Source organism: Aquimarina sp. Aq107 (genome assembly GCF_943733665.1).
Taxonomy (GTDB): Bacteria; Bacteroidota; Bacteroidia; order Flavobacteriales; family Flavobacteriaceae; genus Aquimarina.
The window spans coordinates 1,283,014-1,300,017 of the sequence record NZ_OX030782.1 but is presented as its reverse complement, the minus strand read 5'-3'; the positions used below and the strand labels follow the sequence as shown (position 1 = coordinate 1,300,017).

General features: G+C 33.8%; 19 protein-coding genes. 14 read left to right on the top strand and 5 right to left on the bottom strand.

What is annotated here, in order from left to right; all coding sequences use genetic code 11:
* Window positions 1-8: 8 nt before the first annotated feature.
* The 3 genes from NMK29_RS05265 to cobC are packed head-to-tail and all read left to right on the top strand — an operon-like array spanning window position 9 to window position 1,631.
* Window positions 9-317 (top strand): hypothetical protein, encoded by a 309-nt coding sequence (locus NMK29_RS05265; protein WP_159092143.1) that lies wholly within the window; start codon window positions 9-11, stop codon window positions 315-317.
* A 49-nt stretch (window positions 318-366) separates the two neighbouring features.
* Complete coding sequence (locus tag NMK29_RS05260) at window positions 367-1,131, top strand: adenosylcobinamide-GDP ribazoletransferase (RefSeq protein ID WP_108802548.1); 765 nt, start codon at window positions 367-369, stop codon at window positions 1,129-1,131.
* Entirely contained in the window at window positions 1,113-1,631 is a 519-nt protein-coding gene (cobC, locus tag NMK29_RS05255; protein ID WP_108802547.1) for an alpha-ribazole phosphatase, read from the top strand. The genes NMK29_RS05260 and cobC overlap by 19 nt, the downstream gene beginning before the upstream one ends.
* Here the strand turns inward: cobC and NMK29_RS05250 are convergent.
* A complete protein-coding gene (locus NMK29_RS05250) occupies window positions 1,628-2,275 on the bottom strand; it encodes a diphthine--ammonia ligase (protein WP_108802546.1) in 648 nt (215 codons plus the stop codon). The two genes, cobC and NMK29_RS05250, sit on opposite strands and share 4 nt — an antisense overlap.
* Window positions 2,276-2,362: 87 nt before the next feature.
* Here NMK29_RS05250 and NMK29_RS05245 point away from each other — a divergent pair, with 87 nt between their 5' ends.
* The 11 genes from NMK29_RS05245 (at window position 2,363) to NMK29_RS05195 (ending at window position 11,763) form a co-directional block, all read left to right on the top strand.
* Entirely contained in the window at window positions 2,363-3,502 is a 1,140-nt protein-coding gene (locus NMK29_RS05245; RefSeq protein WP_108802545.1) for an ABC transporter substrate-binding protein, read from the top strand.
* Complete coding sequence (locus NMK29_RS05240; protein ID WP_108802544.1) at window positions 3,503-4,534, top strand: iron ABC transporter permease; 1,032 nt, start codon at window positions 3,503-3,505, stop codon at window positions 4,532-4,534. It begins immediately after the preceding gene.
* Window positions 4,535-4,602: 68 nt separating this feature from the next.
* Complete coding sequence (locus NMK29_RS05235; protein ID WP_108802543.1) at window positions 4,603-5,412, top strand: ABC transporter ATP-binding protein; 810 nt, start codon at window positions 4,603-4,605, stop codon at window positions 5,410-5,412.
* Between the two features lie 12 nt (window positions 5,413-5,424).
* On the top strand, window positions 5,425-5,889 hold the full coding sequence (locus NMK29_RS05230) for a DUF5063 domain-containing protein (protein ID WP_108802542.1): 465 nt from the start codon (window positions 5,425-5,427) through the stop codon (window positions 5,887-5,889).
* A 168-nt stretch (window positions 5,890-6,057) separates the two neighbouring features.
* Window positions 6,058-7,449, top strand: coding sequence for a DNA recombination protein RmuC (rmuC, locus tag NMK29_RS05225; RefSeq protein WP_108802541.1), 1,392 nt, complete (start codon window positions 6,058-6,060; stop codon window positions 7,447-7,449).
* A 9-nt stretch (window positions 7,450-7,458) separates the two neighbouring features.
* The gene (locus NMK29_RS05220) at window positions 7,459-7,803 is read left to right on the top strand and encodes a hypothetical protein (protein WP_108802540.1); all 345 of its coding nucleotides are present in this window, start codon (window positions 7,459-7,461) and stop codon (window positions 7,801-7,803) included.
* Window positions 7,800-8,954: a serine hydrolase gene (locus NMK29_RS05215; RefSeq protein WP_108802539.1), complete on the top strand. Its 1,155-nt coding sequence runs from the start codon at window positions 7,800-7,802 to the stop codon at window positions 8,952-8,954. The genes NMK29_RS05220 and NMK29_RS05215 overlap by 4 nt, the downstream gene beginning before the upstream one ends.
* Before the next feature lie 42 nt (window positions 8,955-8,996).
* On the top strand, window positions 8,997-10,334 hold the full coding sequence (locus NMK29_RS05210) for an IPT/TIG domain-containing protein (protein WP_108802538.1): 1,338 nt from the start codon (window positions 8,997-8,999) through the stop codon (window positions 10,332-10,334).
* 13 nt (window positions 10,335-10,347) lie between these two features.
* Window positions 10,348-10,713: a 6-phosphogluconate dehydrogenase gene (locus NMK29_RS05205; protein WP_108802537.1), complete on the top strand. Its 366-nt coding sequence runs from the start codon at window positions 10,348-10,350 to the stop codon at window positions 10,711-10,713.
* A gap of 30 nt (window positions 10,714-10,743) precedes the next feature.
* Window positions 10,744-11,286 carry an acyl-CoA thioesterase gene (locus tag NMK29_RS05200; RefSeq protein ID WP_027393835.1) on the top strand — a complete coding sequence of 181 codons (543 nt, stop codon included), beginning with the start codon at window positions 10,744-10,746 and terminating at the stop codon, window positions 11,284-11,286.
* Window positions 11,287-11,376: 90 nt separating this feature from the next.
* On the top strand, window positions 11,377-11,763 hold the full coding sequence (locus tag NMK29_RS05195; protein WP_108802536.1) for a hypothetical protein: 387 nt from the start codon (window positions 11,377-11,379) through the stop codon (window positions 11,761-11,763).
* A 24-nt stretch (window positions 11,764-11,787) separates the two neighbouring features.
* On the opposite strand, the gene ilvA is transcribed toward NMK29_RS05195, so the two are convergent.
* The 4 genes from ilvA to ilvB form a co-directional block, all read right to left on the bottom strand.
* Window positions 11,788-13,053 carry a threonine ammonia-lyase IlvA gene (ilvA, locus tag NMK29_RS05190; RefSeq protein WP_108802535.1) on the bottom strand — a complete coding sequence of 422 codons (1,266 nt, stop codon included), beginning with the start codon at window positions 13,051-13,053 and terminating at the stop codon, window positions 11,788-11,790.
* 101 nt (window positions 13,054-13,154) lie between these two features.
* Window positions 13,155-14,630: a ketol-acid reductoisomerase gene (gene ilvC, locus NMK29_RS05185; protein ID WP_108802534.1), complete on the bottom strand. Its 1,476-nt coding sequence runs from the start codon at window positions 14,628-14,630 to the stop codon at window positions 13,155-13,157.
* 81 nt (window positions 14,631-14,711) lie between these two features.
* Window positions 14,712-15,245 (bottom strand): acetolactate synthase small subunit, encoded by a 534-nt coding sequence (ilvN, locus tag NMK29_RS05180; protein WP_027393839.1) that lies wholly within the window; start codon window positions 15,243-15,245, stop codon window positions 14,712-14,714.
* Between the two features lie 2 nt (window positions 15,246-15,247).
* On the bottom strand, window positions 15,248-16,981 hold the full coding sequence (gene ilvB / locus NMK29_RS05175; RefSeq protein ID WP_108802533.1) for a biosynthetic-type acetolactate synthase large subunit: 1,734 nt from the start codon (window positions 16,979-16,981) through the stop codon (window positions 15,248-15,250).
* Window positions 16,982-17,004 lie beyond the last annotated feature (23 nt).

Here is a 17,004-nt window from a genome sequence, read left to right as displayed (position 1 = left end):
ACTTCTAAATGAAAAAGGGAGTTTTATCCATAATAATAACTATTGTTGGTTTTTTCTTTACATATAAATATCATACGTTAATGTATGAAATACAAAATAGTCGTATAACTGGAAAGGAAGTAAATTTCCTTTTTATTAATGATTTAGTTTCATTTAGAAGGTTATTTAAAATAGTAATTATCAGCATTTCTTTATTAAGTTTTTATCTAGGAATTATGACTGTTTTAAAAAAAAATAGAATTGGGATGGTAGGGATAATATTAGCTAGTATATTATTTATATCAGTCTTTATATCCTTCTGGAAATATTTTATTTAAAACTATTTTACAAACATCAATATTCATCAAAATCTAAGAGTTTACATTTATGAAAAAAGAGATCCATATATTCTTTACTGCTCTTATGTTTTTCACAAGAATCCCTTGTCCCAAATGGGTCAATCACGATCCAGGGTATTTACGTAAGAGTTCTAAGTACTTTCCTTTAGTGGGTATTTTAATTGGAGGAATTGGAGCTTCAATATTCTATGGGTTCTCTTTCTTGTTCTCACTAGAAATCTCCTTACTACTGTCTATGTTCAGTACTATTTATGCAACAGGAGCATTTCATGAAGATGGGTTTGCAGATGTTTGTGATGGTTTTGGTGGTGGTTGGACTAAAGAAAAAATTCTTTTGATCATGAAAGATTCTCGATTAGGAACCTATGGAACTATTGGGATTTTATTGTTACTAGCAATTAAATTTTCTGCTTTAAGAGAAATAGCTCCTATATATATTCCACTAGTTATAATCTCTGGTCATAGCCTTAGTAGGTTTATAGCAACCACACTTATTTTTACACATCCATATGTCCGTGATACTGAAGATAGCAAAGCTAAACCCGCAGCAAAGAGTATGAGTGTTTCCATGCTTATGATCAGTGCTTTTTTTGGAATTGTTCCGTTAGTATTTTTTCTAAACCCTTTGATCCTTCTTACGTTGATCCCAATGTATCTTTCCAAAATGTTTCTAGCCGCTAAATTTAAAAAATGGATAGGTGGCCAAACCGGTGATTGTGCTGGTGCAGTTCAGCAACTTAGTGAAGTAGTATTTTACCTTAGTATATTAGCTTTATGGAAATATATCTGGTAAGACATACAACTCCTGATATTCAAAAGGGAATATGTTATGGACAAAGTGATCTAGACATCACAGATACTTTTAAATCTGAGGTCATTAAAATTCATAAGCAAATACCTAGTAAAGAAATATCTAAGATTTATAGCAGCCCACTAAAACGGTGTAAAGTATTAGCAGAAACATTCCATATCGAAACTATTTTTGATAATAGATTGCAGGAATTAAATTTTGGTGATTGGGAATTAAAAAACTGGGATGATATTCCGCAAGATGAACTAAATCCTTGGATGGAAGATTTTGTAAATGTTAAGGTGCCTAATGGAGAATCTTATATTATGTTACAACAGCGTATGATCCAATTTTATCAATCTCTAGATCATGCTTCTGATAAAAAAATAATAATTGTGGCTCATGCAGGAGCGATAAGAGCTTTACTAGCACACATTAGACAAATAGATCTCAAAGATTCTTTTAAAATAAAAATAAATTATGGAGATGTAATTAAAATCTAACCTAACCGTAGTCTAGCAAAATTATAGTTAGAAGAAATTTCTTTTCCTACTACACGAACATCAAGTCGTTCTCTAAAAAGTGGAGCATTTACTACTAATGTATGATATTCTCCATTTTCTCCACAAGCATCCACACCCAAAACTTCTAAATCTTTAATAAGTTGTCGATCTATATTTCTTCCTAAAAAATCTGACCCTAACGTATTATTACAAGAAACAATCAAGGCTTCAATCCCATGATCAATCATATCTAACACTAACTGTTTTCTGGATTGTTGCCAGATAGGCAACATCGCTTTTAAACCTGCAGCATTGGACACTTTCTCTTCCCAATCCCTATGAGATTGAATATCAATATCTCCAAACACGGCAGATTTCAAATTATACGTACCGGTTAACACTTTTAAGTTTTCGATATACAATCGTTCATAATCAGTCCATGTACTTTCAAAAAAATAGATAGGTAACTTCATAGCACTTGCCTGCGCTTCTAATATTTCTTTTGGAATTCCATGTGATCTAGATCGATCGCCATATTCATTAAGCACATTTAACAAAACTACAGGCTCATGACCTTGTTTAGCAGCAATATGCATTGCATAACAGCTATCTTTTCCTCCACTCCAAGAACACAAAAATGACATATCATACTATTTATCTACACAAATTAACGGTAAATCATTATACGTTTTCAAAAAATATATCGAAGTTTGAAAAATATTCTAAATCACATGAAGAATTTCTATATCCTATTTGTATTATTTATTTCTTTTCAATCATGTAAAAAGGAAAATAAAGAAAAGGTATCAATAGCAACACAAAAACTTGTAGAACAAAAAGTCCAGTACGCAATAGGGTTTACTATTCAAAACAAAGAGACCTATAAAGAAATAAAGATTACCTCTCCATGGCCAGATGCCAAAAGTTCATTTACATATATACTACATCCTAAAGGAACTGAAAAACCAGCAGTAAACGGAAAAGTTTCATACATCCAGATTCCAGTAGATAAAACAGTAGTTACTTCTACCACAGATATACCAATGTTAGAATATCTGAAATTAGAAAATAAATTAATTGGTTTTCCTCATTGTGATTATATCTCCTCAGAAAAAACGAGAAATTTAATTGATAATGGTTCTATCACTGAATTAGGTAACAATGGTCATCTAAACACCGAACTTACGCTAGAGCTAGCACCGGAACTTATTATTGGATACTCTGCTACCGGTGATACCAAAACGTATGATTTATTAGAACAAACAGGAATTCCTGTTGTTATGAACGGATCTTGGATGGAACAACATCCATTGGGTCGTGCAGAATGGATAAAGTTTGTAGCCGCGTTTTACAACAAAGAAAAAGAAGCAGATAGTATTTTTAAGGTGATCGAAAAAGATTATAATAAAGCAGCTACTTTAGCCAAAAATTCTCCAACATCTCCAACCATCTTATCCGGAAATATGTTTAAAGATGTATGGTATGTCCCTGGAGGAGATAGTTACGTTGCACAGTTTTTAAAAGATGCTAATACAAAATATTTATGGGAGGAAACACCAAAAACAGGAAGCATTGCATTAAATTTTGAAAGTGTACTTGAGAAAGCTCAAAATGCTGATCTTTGGATTGGTTCAGGATCTTCTAAATCTCTTTTGGAACTAAAAGAAAAAAACAATCGTTATACTTTTTTTGAAGCATTTAAAAATAAAACCGTATATTCTTCTACGTTAAAAACCGGCGCAAAAGGTGGATTGATATATTATGAATTAGGACCTATGCGTCCGGATTTAATTCTTAAGGATATAATCCAAATAGCACATCCCGAACTATTAACAGATTACGAACCTTATTTTTTCGAAAAACTGAACTAGTTGACCCCAAATAAATCATATAAAAGTGTTTTCATTATCATTCTCATAGTACTCGTACTATGTTTTGTAACTAATATAAGCCTTGGCTCTGTGTTAATTCCTTGGCTTGACACTCTAAAAAGTTTAGTAGGCGTTACCGTCGAAAAAGAATCTTGGAGACATATCATTGTTGATTATAGATTGCCTAAAGCTATTACTGCTGTAATTGTAGGTAGTGGATTAGGTGTATCTGGACTATTAATGCAAACATTATTTAGAAATCCCTTAGCTGGACCTTTTGTTCTTGGCATCAGTTCTGGAGCTAGTCTTGGTGTAGCATTATTGATTTTAGGAAGCGCATTAATAGGTGGAACAACAGCGCTATTTTTAGTATCTAATTGGGGATTAGTAGTTGCCGCTAGTCTAGGTAGTATTTTAGTTTTATTTATGGTAATGTTGGTATCAATCAGAGTTAGAGATACGATGGCAATTCTAATTATAGGATTAATGTTCGGTAGCATTACTGGTGCAATCGTAAGTGTACTTTCTTATTTTGCCCCGGCAGAGCAATTGCAACGTTACATTTTTTGGGGATTTGGAAGTTTAGGAAATTTATCTTGGATTGATGTATTAATTTTCTCTTGTATTGCTTTATTAGGAATTGTGTTAGCTGTTTTTGCAATAAAACCTTTAAATACATTATTACTAGGAGAAAATTATGCGCGTAGTCTTGGACTAAACATTAAAAAAAGTCGTTTCTTGATTATTTTAGCTACTGGATTGTTAGCAGGAAGTATTACAGCATTTGCTGGACCAATAGCATTTATAGGATTAGCTGTACCGCATTTAACACGACAATTATTTCATACTTCGGACCATAAAACATTAATTCCTGCAGTGATGCTAATAGGTAGTTTAATCATGTTAGTTTGCGATATTATATCACAATTACCAGGTACAGAATATACATTACCAATAAATGCTATTACATCATTAATTGGAGCTCCAGTGGTTATCTGGTTATTAGTAAGAAAACGAAAAATGTTGTTTTAATTTAAGAAAATCAAGATAGTAGAGATATCCTAAAAAGATTCGATACTATATTAGATGAGTACATCACTATGGAAATAGAGTCATTAGATACCGAAAATCAAAATATCGTTCTAAAAACGGAAGATCTCTCTATTGGTTATAGTCAGAAAAACAATCTAGAAGTTGTAGCGGCAGATATCAATCTTAAATTATACGAAGGAGAACTTGTTGGATTAGTAGGCGCAAATGGAATAGGAAAATCCACATTACTCAGAACACTATCTAAGGTGCAGCCAGCATTACGTGGCGACATATTTTTATCTGATAAAGAAATTAGAAAATATAAGACTTCAGAATTAGCTTCACAGTTAAGTATCGTATTAACAGAACAGATTGCCTCAAAAAACCTAACTGTAAAAGAATTGGTTGCATTAGGAAGACAACCTTATACTAACTGGGTAGGTAAACTACTCGAGGAAGATATCGAGAAAATAAAAAAAGCTATAGAAGTTACTCATATAGAAGAACTCGTAGACAAAAGATGTTTCGAATTAAGTGACGGACAACTACAAAAAGTTCTTATTGCTCGGGCGATTGCGCAAGACACGCCTTTTATTATGTTAGATGAACCGACGACACATTTAGACGTTTATCATAAAGCATATATATTAAAACTATTAAAACGTTTAGCCTTTGAAACCCAAAAGACGATTTTATTTTCTACACATGAGATTGATTTTGCAATCCAGTTATGTGATAAAATGATAGTTATGAATTCAGAAGGTTTCGAATTTGGGCGTCCTAAAGAGTTAATTCAGTGTAGAGCATTTTCTGCTTTATTTCCAGAAGACCTTATTTTGTTTGATCCAGAAACCGGAAGCTACAAAGTAAGACATTAAACAAAATATACAATGAACAGATTAACAGATATCATAGAACTTATTGTACAATGGGGTACTACTCCAAAACTAACCATTGAAAATAAAGAACTTGTTTTAAAACAAACTTTGATATCTCTATATCAAGAATATCTGGCAATCGTAGGAAACACTCCAGAAGACGAAAAAGAATATCCGGAAGCTCCAGAATTTAATTTCGAAAAAATCTCTAATACTATTAGATCTAATTTTCCAAAATTGGGATTTTATCAAATGATTTTAGATCCTTTTGAAATGACGAAACCCGATAACGGACTTGGAGATGCTAATGATGATTTATCCGACATTATCAAAGATCTAATGGAGGTTCGATGGAGATTCGAAAACACAAGTGATAAAGATGCTTTGTGGTATTTTGAATTTATTATGCGTAATCACTCTGAGAGACATATCGTTAATATTTTAAAAACATTAAAAGATCTAGAAGAACAATCATAATTTGATTATTTACCCTTACTTCTTTTCAACTTATACTGGCTAAATTTTTATCTTTGAAAAAACTACTCTTAAGGCAAGCTCTTGAGCATTTGTGGTAAACTTATTTTTTTATCTTGAGGCAAGCCTCGCAAAATCAAAATCTCGATTATCGAGTAAATAAAAAATTACATGTCAGAATACATATTGCTAGTCGTTGCAGTCGTTGCAATTATAATAGGTTTTTTTATAGGTAAATACGTAGCGTCACTAAAAAACAAAAGTGATCAAAGTGCGTTAAGCGAACGCTCTAATCAATTACAATTACAGTTAGAAGAAGCAAAAAAAACCGCTGATCAACAACTTGAACTTACCCATCAACAACAGCAAGTACAAAAGGAAGCTTTAGAAAAACAACTTTCTAACACCGCTAAGGAAAGAGATGAGATTCGGAGAGAAAAAGATTTTCTCAACACCGAACTTACCCGACGTAATGCCGAGTTTGAGAACTTACAACTCAAAAACCAAGAACAAAAGGAAGAAGTTGGAAAACTACAAGAAAAATTTACAAAAGAATTCGAAAATCTAGCGAATAAAATTTTAGACGAAAAATCCAATAAATTCACGGAACAGAATAGAGAAAATATTAAAAACATTCTGAATCCTTTGCAAGAAAAAATCAACACTTTTGAGAAAAAAGTAGAACAAACTCATAAAGAAAGTATCGATTATCACGCAGCTTTACGTCAGCAAATACTTGGGCTTAAGGATTTAAATGAACAAATGAGTAAGGAGGCTACCAACCTTACCAAAGCCTTAAAAGGTGATAGTAAAATGCAAGGTAATTGGGGCGAATTGGTTTTAGAAAGGGTTTTGGAAAAATCTGGACTAGAAAAAGATCGAGAATATTTTGTACAACAAAGTTTTACAACAACAGAAGGTCAACGTGTTTTACCAGATGTAGTGATTCATTTACCTGATAGTAAGAAAATGGTCATTGATTCTAAAGTCACCCTAACTGCCTATGAACGCTATGTAAATGAAGATGATGAAAACTTAAGAACTACATATCTAAAAGAGCACATCACATCCTTACGACGTCATATCGATCAACTCTCAGAAAAAAATTATCAAGATTTATACGATATCGAATCACCTGATTTCGTGTTGCTTTTTGTACCTATAGAACCCGCTTTTGCCATTGCAATTAATGAAGACAACAAACTGTATAATCAAGCTTTTGAAAAAAACATAGTGATTGTAACTCCATCTACACTTTTAGCAACGCTACGTACTATTGATACTATGTGGAATAACGAAAAGCAGCAACGTAATGCTATAGAAATCGCAAGACAGGCAGGAGCTCTGTATGACAAGTTCGAAGGATTAGTTAAAGATCTTACAGGAGTTGGCAAAAAGATTGATGATGCTAAAAAAGACTATTCCTCTGCGATGAATAAACTCGTAGATGGACGTGGTAATTTGATTACCAGTGTAGAAAAACTTAAAAAAATGGGAGCTAAAGCTAAAAAATCCCTACCAGAGGCAATTATAAAACGTGCTTCTGAAGATAACGAAATTTAATTTTTTATTATGGACATAGATACTCCTCAGATTATCATACAATTGTTAATGGGATTGGTATACGCAATTCCAACAATATTCTTTATTGTAATAAGTATATATTATTTATCAAAAATGAAATCTCAAATTGAGGGTATTCTAATTTTAATTGGTAATGTAATTATATTTTTATGTATCATTATTGGGCGAATATTATTTATACAATTTGCTTTTTATCAAAAATGGGAAGGTACTATTTACTCCTATATAACAACAGCTATTAGCATCGTATCCGTTGTTGGAAGTGTCCTATTTGCTGTCGGGATATTTCTTCTAATGAAAAAAGTGATCAGAACAAAATCATTAACTTCATGAAAAATATTCACACACTCATTTTTTTATTAATTCTTGGGCTTTTTACCGAAACAAATACTGCTCAACAGCTCTATTTCCCGGAACGAGGAAGTTGGAATGAAAAGAGTCCTACCGAATTTAATATCGATTTTGCAAAGCTTAACGAAGCTGTTGAGTATGCCAAGGATCAAGAATATTCTGGATCTAGAGATCTACGACAAGCAATACTAAAAGGTTTCGAAAGAGAACCTTATCATAAAATTTTGGGGCCTACCAAAAAAAGAGGTGCTCCTGCCGGTTTAATTCTAAAAGACGGATATATTATTGCTAAATGGGGTGATGTAGATCGCGTGGACATGACTTTTAGTGTTACCAAAAGCTACCTATCAACCATCGCAGGTTTAGCAATAGATAACAAACTGATTAGTTCTGCAGATGATTTCGCATACAACTATATTTGGGATAACACTTATGACGGTAACCATAACAAAAAAATTACCTGGAGGCATTTACTTACACAATCATCAGATTGGTCTGGACAATTATGGGGTGGTTATGATTGGGCAGATCGTCCTCCAAAAACAGGTAATATCGATGATTGGAAACTCAGAAAACTACAAGAACCAGGTACCGTTTTCGAATATAACGACGTTAGAGTAAACGTATTATCCTATTCACTCCTAAATATTTGGAGAAAGCCTATACCACAGATTCTTAAAGAAAAAATAATGGACCCCATTGGTGCTTCGACTACATGGAGATGGTATGGATATGATAATTCCTGGGTTAATATTGATGGTATACAAATGCAATCTGTAAGTGGTGGCGGTCATTCTGGTGGCGGTTTGTTTATTAACACCAAAGATCATGCTCGTTTCGGACTATTATTTATGAATAATGGGAAGTGGAATAACAAACAATTGATTTCAGAAAATTGGATTACAGAAGCTACTAAACCTTCTAAAGCTAATTCTAATTATGGATTTATGTGGTGGTTAAACCAAAAAGGATCTCGTCATTGGGAAGGACTTCCGGAACATATTTATTATGCCGCAGGTTTTGGAGGTAATTTTATAGTCATCGATAAAAAACAAAATCTTGTTATCGTAACTAGATGGCTAGAACCCAATAAAATCGATGAATTCGTTACTAAGATTTATGATTCTTTCTAAAAATTTTACCTCTATATTTGTAGTAATTTTAAAACTCAGCTTATGATATGTTTCACACTTATATCAAAAAAAAACAGCATTTATGCCGTTCTTTTTTTAATAATTTTGGGGATTACAAGTTGCACTAAAGATGCAGACAATCTTACGTTTACTGCTATTACTTCTATAGAAGGTATCGCTCCAGAAAGTGGGCCAGGAGATACCGAAGTTACAATTACTGGTATTGCCTTTGATACTAATGAAAATGTTACTTCTGTTTTTTTTAATGATGTAGAAGCTGTTATAAATTCTATTACCGCTACAGAAATTAAAGCTATTGTTCCGAGAGGTGCACAAACTGGGATCGTCAAAGTAATAACACAAGGAGAAGAAACCTTAGGTCCAGAATTCACATATATAATTACACCAGCACAAGTAAGCACGTTAATCCGTAGTGAAATATCTGGTGATGTAGATGGACCTGTTGCAGAAGCATCTTTTTCTTCTCTATGGAATATTGCTGAAGATGATGAAGGAGCTATTTATATAACGGATTATGGCAATAATAAAATTAGAAAAATTGATGTCAACAATATTGTAAGTACCGTTGCCGGAATGACAGGAGTTACCGGATCAGTTGACGGCACATTGGCTGAAGCTACTTTTTCGAACCCTAGAAGTATGATCATAGATCCTGATGGAAATCTTATATTAGTAGACTTTAACAATAATAATGTTCGAAAAATAGATCTTACCAATCAAACGGTTGAAACTATTGCGGGAACAGGAGAATTCGGATTAGTTAACGGAATCGGCAGTATAGCTCAGTTTTCTTCTCCCATTGGGATTGCAATTGATACTTCTGGAAATCTATATGTAAGTGATTTTTCAGCTGCTACTATTCGAAAAATTACGCCAGACAATGTCGTTAGTACCTTTATAGGAACTGGAGAGGTAGGTTCTGTAGATGGTCCTGCTGATGTAGCTCAAATTGGTTTTGTTACAGGAATGGAGTTTGATAATGACGGTAATCTCATATTTGGTGATGGTAATAGGATACGACAAGTAACTCCAGAAAGAGTGGTATCTACAATCGCAGGTACGGGAGTTGATGGTGATGTTGATGGAGAAAGCGATATCGCTCAATTTGATGGTCTACTTGATTTAGATATTGATTCTGAAGGAAACATTATTGTTGTAGACTTTGGTAATAAAAAAATACGCCAGCTTAGCCCAGAAGGTATCGTAAGTACACTTGCAGGTACCGGAGAAATTGGTTTTATGGACGGTGTTCCAACTATAGCTACATTTAATAACCCTAGAGGTCTGTTGGTTGGAGAAAATGATATTATTTATATATCAACAGATGATAGTATCAGAATTATAACACCAGAATTTTAGTAAATATTTTTTGATGAAAAAAACGTTGTTTTTCATAATTTTAGGAATTGTACTTTTGTTTACCTTATGGTATACTTCTGTATATTTTGCAACGTATAGCGAAGGTGTACGTAGCGGTGAACTTATAAAATTTAGTAACAAAGGTATTGTTTTTAAAACCTGGGAAGGTGAGATCAGTCAAGGTATTTCGGGAGCTCAAATATTTAGTTTTTCTGTAGAAGACAGGAATGATCAAGTCATTAAAAAACTAGAAGAATATCAAGGTAGATATGTAAAGTTAAAGTACAAAGAACGTTTTGCTACCGTTTCTTGGCTAGGAGATTCTAAGTATTTTGTAACTGATGTAGAGGAAGAAGAATCGCCTCATTTTAGAAAATAATACTCGAAAATAACTTTTTAAAAAACAGAAATGAAAAAATTTAAAACCGCTAGAGAATCCAGAGTTGTCATTTCTGAATTAATGCTTCCCTCCCATTCTAATTTCAGTGGTAAAATTCATGGTGGCTATATCTTATCACTAATGGATCAAATTGCTTTTGCTTGCGGATCTAAACATTCCGAAGCATACTGTGTTACCGCCAGTGTGGATAAAGTTGATTTCTTAAAACCAATAGAAGTTGGGGAATTAGTAACTATGAAAGCCTCTGTAAATAATGTGGGAAAGACTTCTATGGTTGTTGGTGTAAGAGTAGAATCCGAAAACATTATGACTGGCAAAGTAAAACATTGTAACTCTAGTTACTTTACCATGGTTGCTAAAAATGACCAAGGAAGTAGTGTACCCGTTCCTGGTTTAATTTTAGAAAATGAAACAGCAGTGCGACGTTTTGTAAGAAGCATTATTCGTAAAGAAGATGCAAAATCACGAAGAGATCGATTTAAAGCTTCAGAATTTCAACTAGAAGATCACTTAGAACTACTAAAAGAATATAATGTTCAGATCGATCTATAATTTATCCAAAATCTTAGCGTTATACTTGTAAAATCAGAAATCTTATTAATTCCTGGAATATTTGCTATATTGAAGAAAAAAATAATACCTATGAAATCCCCAATACTATTAGTTACATTACTCGCATTTACATTATTTAGTTGCAGTAGTAGCGATGATGGCACTACAGAGCCAGAAGTACCTATAGATCCAGATCCAATTCCGGGTCAGACATCTACTTATGTTGGTCATGTAAAAGCAATTATTGACAGCAACTGTACAGAATGTCACGGAACTCCGTTACAAAATTCTGCTCCAATGGCACTAGAAACTTTTCAGGAAGTAGTGAATGCAGTAAATGACAGAAATCTATTTAGTTTTATCACTACAAACAATGCTTTTAATGTAATGCCTCCTTCAGATAATGGAGGAAGAATGCCGCAAGCTACTATTGATATTGTAGAGGATTGGATTGCAGATGGTCTTTTAGAACAATAATCCTATTTAAATAAATTGGATTCATTATACCAAAAACTGAAACAGGTCTGGTTTATCATTTAGGTAATCACCAAAAAAACTATATTGCTTCATTCTGGAAATTAAAGGCTCTAGATCTTTTTTATCTTTGAGTTCTATACCGACAACGGCTGGACCATTTTCTCTACTTGACTTCTTTGAATATTCAAAGTGGGTGATATCATCGTTTGGTCCTAAAACTTCTCCTACGAATTGTTTTAAGGCTCCAGCTCTTTGAGGGAAACGAACGATAAAATAATGTTTTAAATCAGCATACAATAAGGCTCTTTCTTTAATTTCTGCTGTCCTAGTAATATCATTATTACTTCCGCTAACAATACAAACTACATTTTTTCCTACTATTTTTTCCTTATAGAATTCCAAAGCGGCTAAAGTTAATGCTCCCGCAGGTTCTACTACAATGGCATCTCTATTATACAAGTCTAAAATAGTTTGACATACCAATCCCTCTGGAACTGTCATCATATCCGATAAATATGATTTACAAATATCAAAGTTAAGATCTCCGACTTTTTGCACGGCTGCTCCATCAATGAATTTATCAATATCAAAAATTTCGGTGTTCTTATTTTCCTTTATAGAAGTTAACATAGAAGCCGCTCCTTGCGGCTCCACACCAATAATTTTTGTTTTAGGAGATAATGCCTTCATAGCACCACATAGTCCGGAAGCGAGGCCACCGCCACCAACAGCTACGAATATATAATCAATAGGGTGATCCACTTGATCAAATATTTCTAAACCAATAGTTCCTTGCCCTTCTATTGTCTTAGGATCATCAAATGGATGAACAAACGTTTTTCCTTCTGCAATACAAGCATTCTTTGCTGCTTTTGATGCATCATCAAAAGTATCACCTTCCAAAACAATTTTCACCTTTGATCCGCCAAACATTTGAGTTTGTTCTACTTTTTGTTTAGGAGTTACAGATGGCATATAAATAGTCCCTTGTATTCCTAGATGATGGCATGCAAACGCAACACCTTGTGCGTGGTTTCCAGCGCTAGCACACACAACTCCTTTAGTCAACTGTTCTTTAGTTAAAGAACTAATTTTGTTAAAAGCGCCTCTTATTTTATAGGATCTAACACGTTGTAAATCCTCTCTTTTTAATAAAATATTAGCATCGTATTTACGTGAATACCGAATGCTATTCATCAGAGGTGTAACCATAGCAACCTCTTTAATATTAGAAGATGCTTTTTTGATGTCTTCTAATTGAGGAAAATATGTCGTCACTTCTGTATTCATTTTCTATATTCTCATATTTTATCTGCCAGTCTGAGTCCATCAAAGATTACACAATACACATCTCAAAAAACTTCGACAGACCCAGCTAGACAAATAAATTATTATACTATTGGTTTCATGGCCGTCATAGAAGCTCTTAATCTAGCTCCTACCACTTCTATTGGATGATTTCTTAAAGCAGCATTCACCTCTATTAACTTGGCATTATCTACTCCGTTACTTTTATCTTGATCAAATGCTTTTCCGATTACATCTATATCTATTTTCTTCATGAAGTCTCCTAGTAAAGGCTTACACGCATGATCAAATAAATAACAACCATATTCCGCTGTATCAGAAATCACTCTATTCATTTCGAATAATTTCTTACGAGCGATTGTATTTGCGATAAGCGGTGTTTCATGCAAAGATTCATAGTAAGCAGATTCTTCAATAATACCAGAAGAAGTCATTGCTTCAAAAGCAAGCTCTACTCCTGCTCTTACCATAGCTACCATTAATACTCCATTATCATAAAACTCTTGCTCAGAAATTTCTACATCTCCTGCCGGTGTTTTTTCAAAAGCTGTTTCTCCTGTAGCCGCTCTCCACGACAATAGATTCTTATCATCATTTGCCCAATCTTCCATCATAGTTTTAGAGAAATGCCCTCCTATAATATCGTCCATATGCTTTTGGAACAATGGACGCATTATTTCTTTTAATTCTTCGGACAATTCAAATGCTTTTATCTTAGAAGGATTAGACAATCTATCCATCATATTCGTAATTCCACCATACTTTAATGCCTCAGTAATAGTTTCCCATCCATATTGAATTAATTTTGAAGCATATCTTGCATCTATTCCTTTTTCTACCATCTTATCAAAACAAAGTATAGAACCGGTCTGTAAAAGGCCACAAAGAATTGTTTGTTCTCCCATTAAATCAGATTTCACTTCTGCTACAAATGAAGATTCTAATACACCTGCTCTATCGCCACCAGTACCTACAGCATAGGCTTTTGCTTGCGATAATCCGAAACCTTGCGGATCATTCTCAGGATGTACTGCTATTAATGTTGGTACTCCAAAACCTCTTTTATACTCTTCTCTAACTTCAGAACCCGGACTTTTTGGCGCTACCATAATAACCGTAAGATCATCACGCACTTGCATTCCTTCTTCTACAATATTAAATCCATGAGAATACGACAATGTCGCTCCTTTTTTCATTAATGGCATTACAGTATTTACTACCTGAGTATGTTGTTTATCTGGTGTTAGATTAATTACTACATCTGCATTAGGAACTAATTCTTCATAAGTTCCTACAGCAAAACCATTATCTGTAGCATTCTTATAAGATTGTCTCTGTTCTTTAATAGCAGCTTCGCGAAGCGTATATGAAATATCTAATCCAGAATCTCTCATATTAAGACCTTGATTCAGTCCTTGTGCTCCACAACCTACAATTACTATTTTCTTCCCTTTTAATGCATTGACTCCATCCGTAAACTCAGAAGAGTCCATAAATCTACATTTCCCTAATTGTGTTAATTGATCTCTTAATGATAGCGTATTAAAATAATTTGCCATTTCCTTCTAATTTGTGGTTACTTCCGCTTTTGCGGAAATCTATTTAATTTTGATTTCTAGTTGTTCGTATTTTTGTAAATATCAAGCTACTTCTATTCCAAAGCTTTCGATTATTTTAGATATATGCATCTTTTCTTTTGTTACGGCAATTCTACCAGAACGCACAAATTGCATTAACCCATAAGGCTCTAGCTTATCATACAACTCTTCTACTTCCTTGCGCCTTCCTGTTTTTTCTAATACAAAAAACTCTGGCGTAACAGTTACAATATTCGCATTACTTTCTTTAATCACATTCTGTATTTGTCGTTCTTCAAACAACAATTTAGAAGCAACCTTGAATAGCGCAGTTTCTTGATATATTGTTTCATCATCTTTATGATAAAAAGCCTTGATAACTTCTATTTGCTTTTCTATCTGACCTACCAACTTCTTAACCTGCTCCTCTGTTATTTTTACAACAATAGTAAATCGAAAAACATCTTTAATTTCTGAAACTGAAGCAGTCATACTATCTAAATTGATATGACGCTTTAGGAAGATTGCAGATATCCTATTTAGCAATCCTATATTATTCTCAGTGTATACTGAAATTGTATAACATTCTCTCTCCATAACTAACTCAATCTTATATCTGAAACCGATGCTCCTGTTGGTATCATCGGGAATACATTATTTTCCTTTTCTACACATACTTCTAAAAAGTAAGGTTCTTTTGAAGTTATCATTTCTTTAATAGCATCTCCTAACTCTTCTCTTTTCGTAACTCTTTTTGCGTCAATATGATATCCTTTTGCAATGGTTACAAAATCTGGATTCACCATTTCCGTGGAAGCATATCTTTTGTCAAAAAACAATTGTTGCCATTGACGAACCATTCCCAAAAAGTCATTATTTAATACCACAATCTTTACTGGAACCCTTGTTTGAAAAATAGTTCCCAATTCTTGTATGGTCATTTGATATCCGCCATCACCTATGATAGCTACAACTTCTCGTTCAGGAGCTCCCATTTTTGCTCCAATCGCTGCTGGCAAGGCAAATCCCATAGTTCCTAAACCTCCAGAAGTTACATTGCTTTTTGTTCTCACAAATTCTGCATATCGACAAGCAATCATTTGATGCTGTCCTACATCAGACACGATCACGGCATCTCCTTTAGTTTCTTCATTAATTCCTCTAAGTACTTCTCCCATAGAAAGACCATCCTTAGAAGGATATAATTCTTCTTTGATTACTTTATCATATTCAATAGTATCAAAGTCTTTAAATTCTTGTAACCAAGTTTTATGAGTATTAGATTTTACTAAAGCAAGAATATCAGACAACGTATTCTTCACATTACCCATAACAGCAACATCTACTTCTACATTTTTGTTAACTTCTGCTGGATCTATTTCAAAATGAATAATCTTTGCCTGTTTAGCATAGGTCTCTAAATTACCAGTAACACGATCATCAAAACGCATTCCTATAGCTATTAACAAATCACATTCATTAGTAAGCTTATTAGGCCCATAATTACCATGCATCCCTACCATACCCACATTTAATTCGTGAGAAGTTGGTAATGCTGATAATCCTAAAATTGTCCAAGCAGCAGGAATACCTGTTTTTTCTACAAAACTTCTTAGTTCCTCTTCTGCTTCACCAAGAATTACACCTTGACCAAAAACAATCATCGGTTTTTTTGCTTCATTAATTAAATCCGCAGCTTGTTTTAATGTTTCAGGATCCGTTTCAGGAATCGGTTTATAGCTTCGTACTCCTTTACATTTTTGATACTTAAAATCAAGTTCACCAAACTGAGCGTCTTTAGTTATATCGATCAGAACAGGTCCTGGACGACCTGAGCGCGCAATATAAAATGCTTTGGCTAACACAGAAGGAATATCTTCAGCTTTAGTAACCTGATGATTCCATTTAGTAATTGGCGTAGAAATTCCTATAATATCCGTTTCCTGAAAAGCATCAGATCCTAATAAATGAGATCCCACTTGTCCAGTGATACAAACCATCGGTGTAGAATCTATTTGAGCGTCCGCTATACCAGTCACAAAATTAGTTGCTCCTGGACCAGATGTAGCTATCGCCACTCCAACTTTTCCACTTGTTCTAGCATATCCTTGAGCGGCATGAGTAGCACCTTGCTCATGTCTGGTAAGCACGTGATGAAGTTTATCCTGAAACTTATATAGCTCATCATAAACTGGCATAATTGCTCCTCCAGGATATCCATAAATTAAATCCACACCTTCTGCAAGTAAACAATGTATTACTGCTTCTGCACCTGTCATATGACCTGTGGTTTCTTTTGCTTCTTTTTCTATTGTCTGCGTTTGTGTTTCCATTACGCTATATATTTTTATATTTC

Bases quoted from the DNA above. Each gene is read 5' to 3' on its own strand.
- NMK29_RS05265 (WP_159092143.1), top strand. From the start codon at position 9: ATGAAAAAGGGAGTTTTATCCATAATAATAACTATTGTTGGTTTTTTC.
- NMK29_RS05260 (WP_108802548.1), top strand. From the start codon at position 367: ATGAAAAAAGAGATCCATATATTCTTTACTGCTCTTATGTTTTTCACA.
- cobC (WP_108802547.1), top strand. From the start codon at position 1,113: ATGGAAATATATCTGGTAAGACATACAACTCCTGATATTCAAAAGGGA.
- NMK29_RS05250 (WP_108802546.1), bottom strand. From the start codon at position 2,275: ATGTCATTTTTGTGTTCTTGGAGTGGAGGAAAAGATAGCTGTTATGCA.
- NMK29_RS05245 (WP_108802545.1), top strand. From the start codon at position 2,363: ATGAAGAATTTCTATATCCTATTTGTATTATTTATTTCTTTTCAATCA.
- NMK29_RS05235 (WP_108802543.1), top strand. From the start codon at position 4,603: ATGGAAATAGAGTCATTAGATACCGAAAATCAAAATATCGTTCTAAAA.
- NMK29_RS05230 (WP_108802542.1), top strand. From the start codon at position 5,425: ATGAACAGATTAACAGATATCATAGAACTTATTGTACAATGGGGTACT.
- rmuC (WP_108802541.1), top strand. From the start codon at position 6,058: ATGTCAGAATACATATTGCTAGTCGTTGCAGTCGTTGCAATTATAATA.
- NMK29_RS05220 (WP_108802540.1), top strand. From the start codon at position 7,459: ATGGACATAGATACTCCTCAGATTATCATACAATTGTTAATGGGATTG.
- NMK29_RS05215 (WP_108802539.1), top strand. From the start codon at position 7,800: ATGAAAAATATTCACACACTCATTTTTTTATTAATTCTTGGGCTTTTT.
- NMK29_RS05210 (WP_108802538.1), top strand. From the start codon at position 8,997: ATGATATGTTTCACACTTATATCAAAAAAAAACAGCATTTATGCCGTT.
- NMK29_RS05205 (WP_108802537.1), top strand. From the start codon at position 10,348: ATGAAAAAAACGTTGTTTTTCATAATTTTAGGAATTGTACTTTTGTTT.
- NMK29_RS05200 (WP_027393835.1), top strand. From the start codon at position 10,744: ATGAAAAAATTTAAAACCGCTAGAGAATCCAGAGTTGTCATTTCTGAA.
- NMK29_RS05195 (WP_108802536.1), top strand. From the start codon at position 11,377: ATGAAATCCCCAATACTATTAGTTACATTACTCGCATTTACATTATTT.
- ilvA (WP_108802535.1), bottom strand. From the start codon at position 13,053: ATGAATACAGAAGTGACGACATATTTTCCTCAATTAGAAGACATCAAA.
- ilvC (WP_108802534.1), bottom strand. From the start codon at position 14,630: ATGGCAAATTATTTTAATACGCTATCATTAAGAGATCAATTAACACAA.
- ilvN (WP_027393839.1), bottom strand. From the start codon at position 15,245: ATGGAGAGAGAATGTTATACAATTTCAGTATACACTGAGAATAATATA.
- ilvB (WP_108802533.1), bottom strand. From the start codon at position 16,981: ATGGAAACACAAACGCAGACAATAGAAAAAGAAGCAAAAGAAACCACA.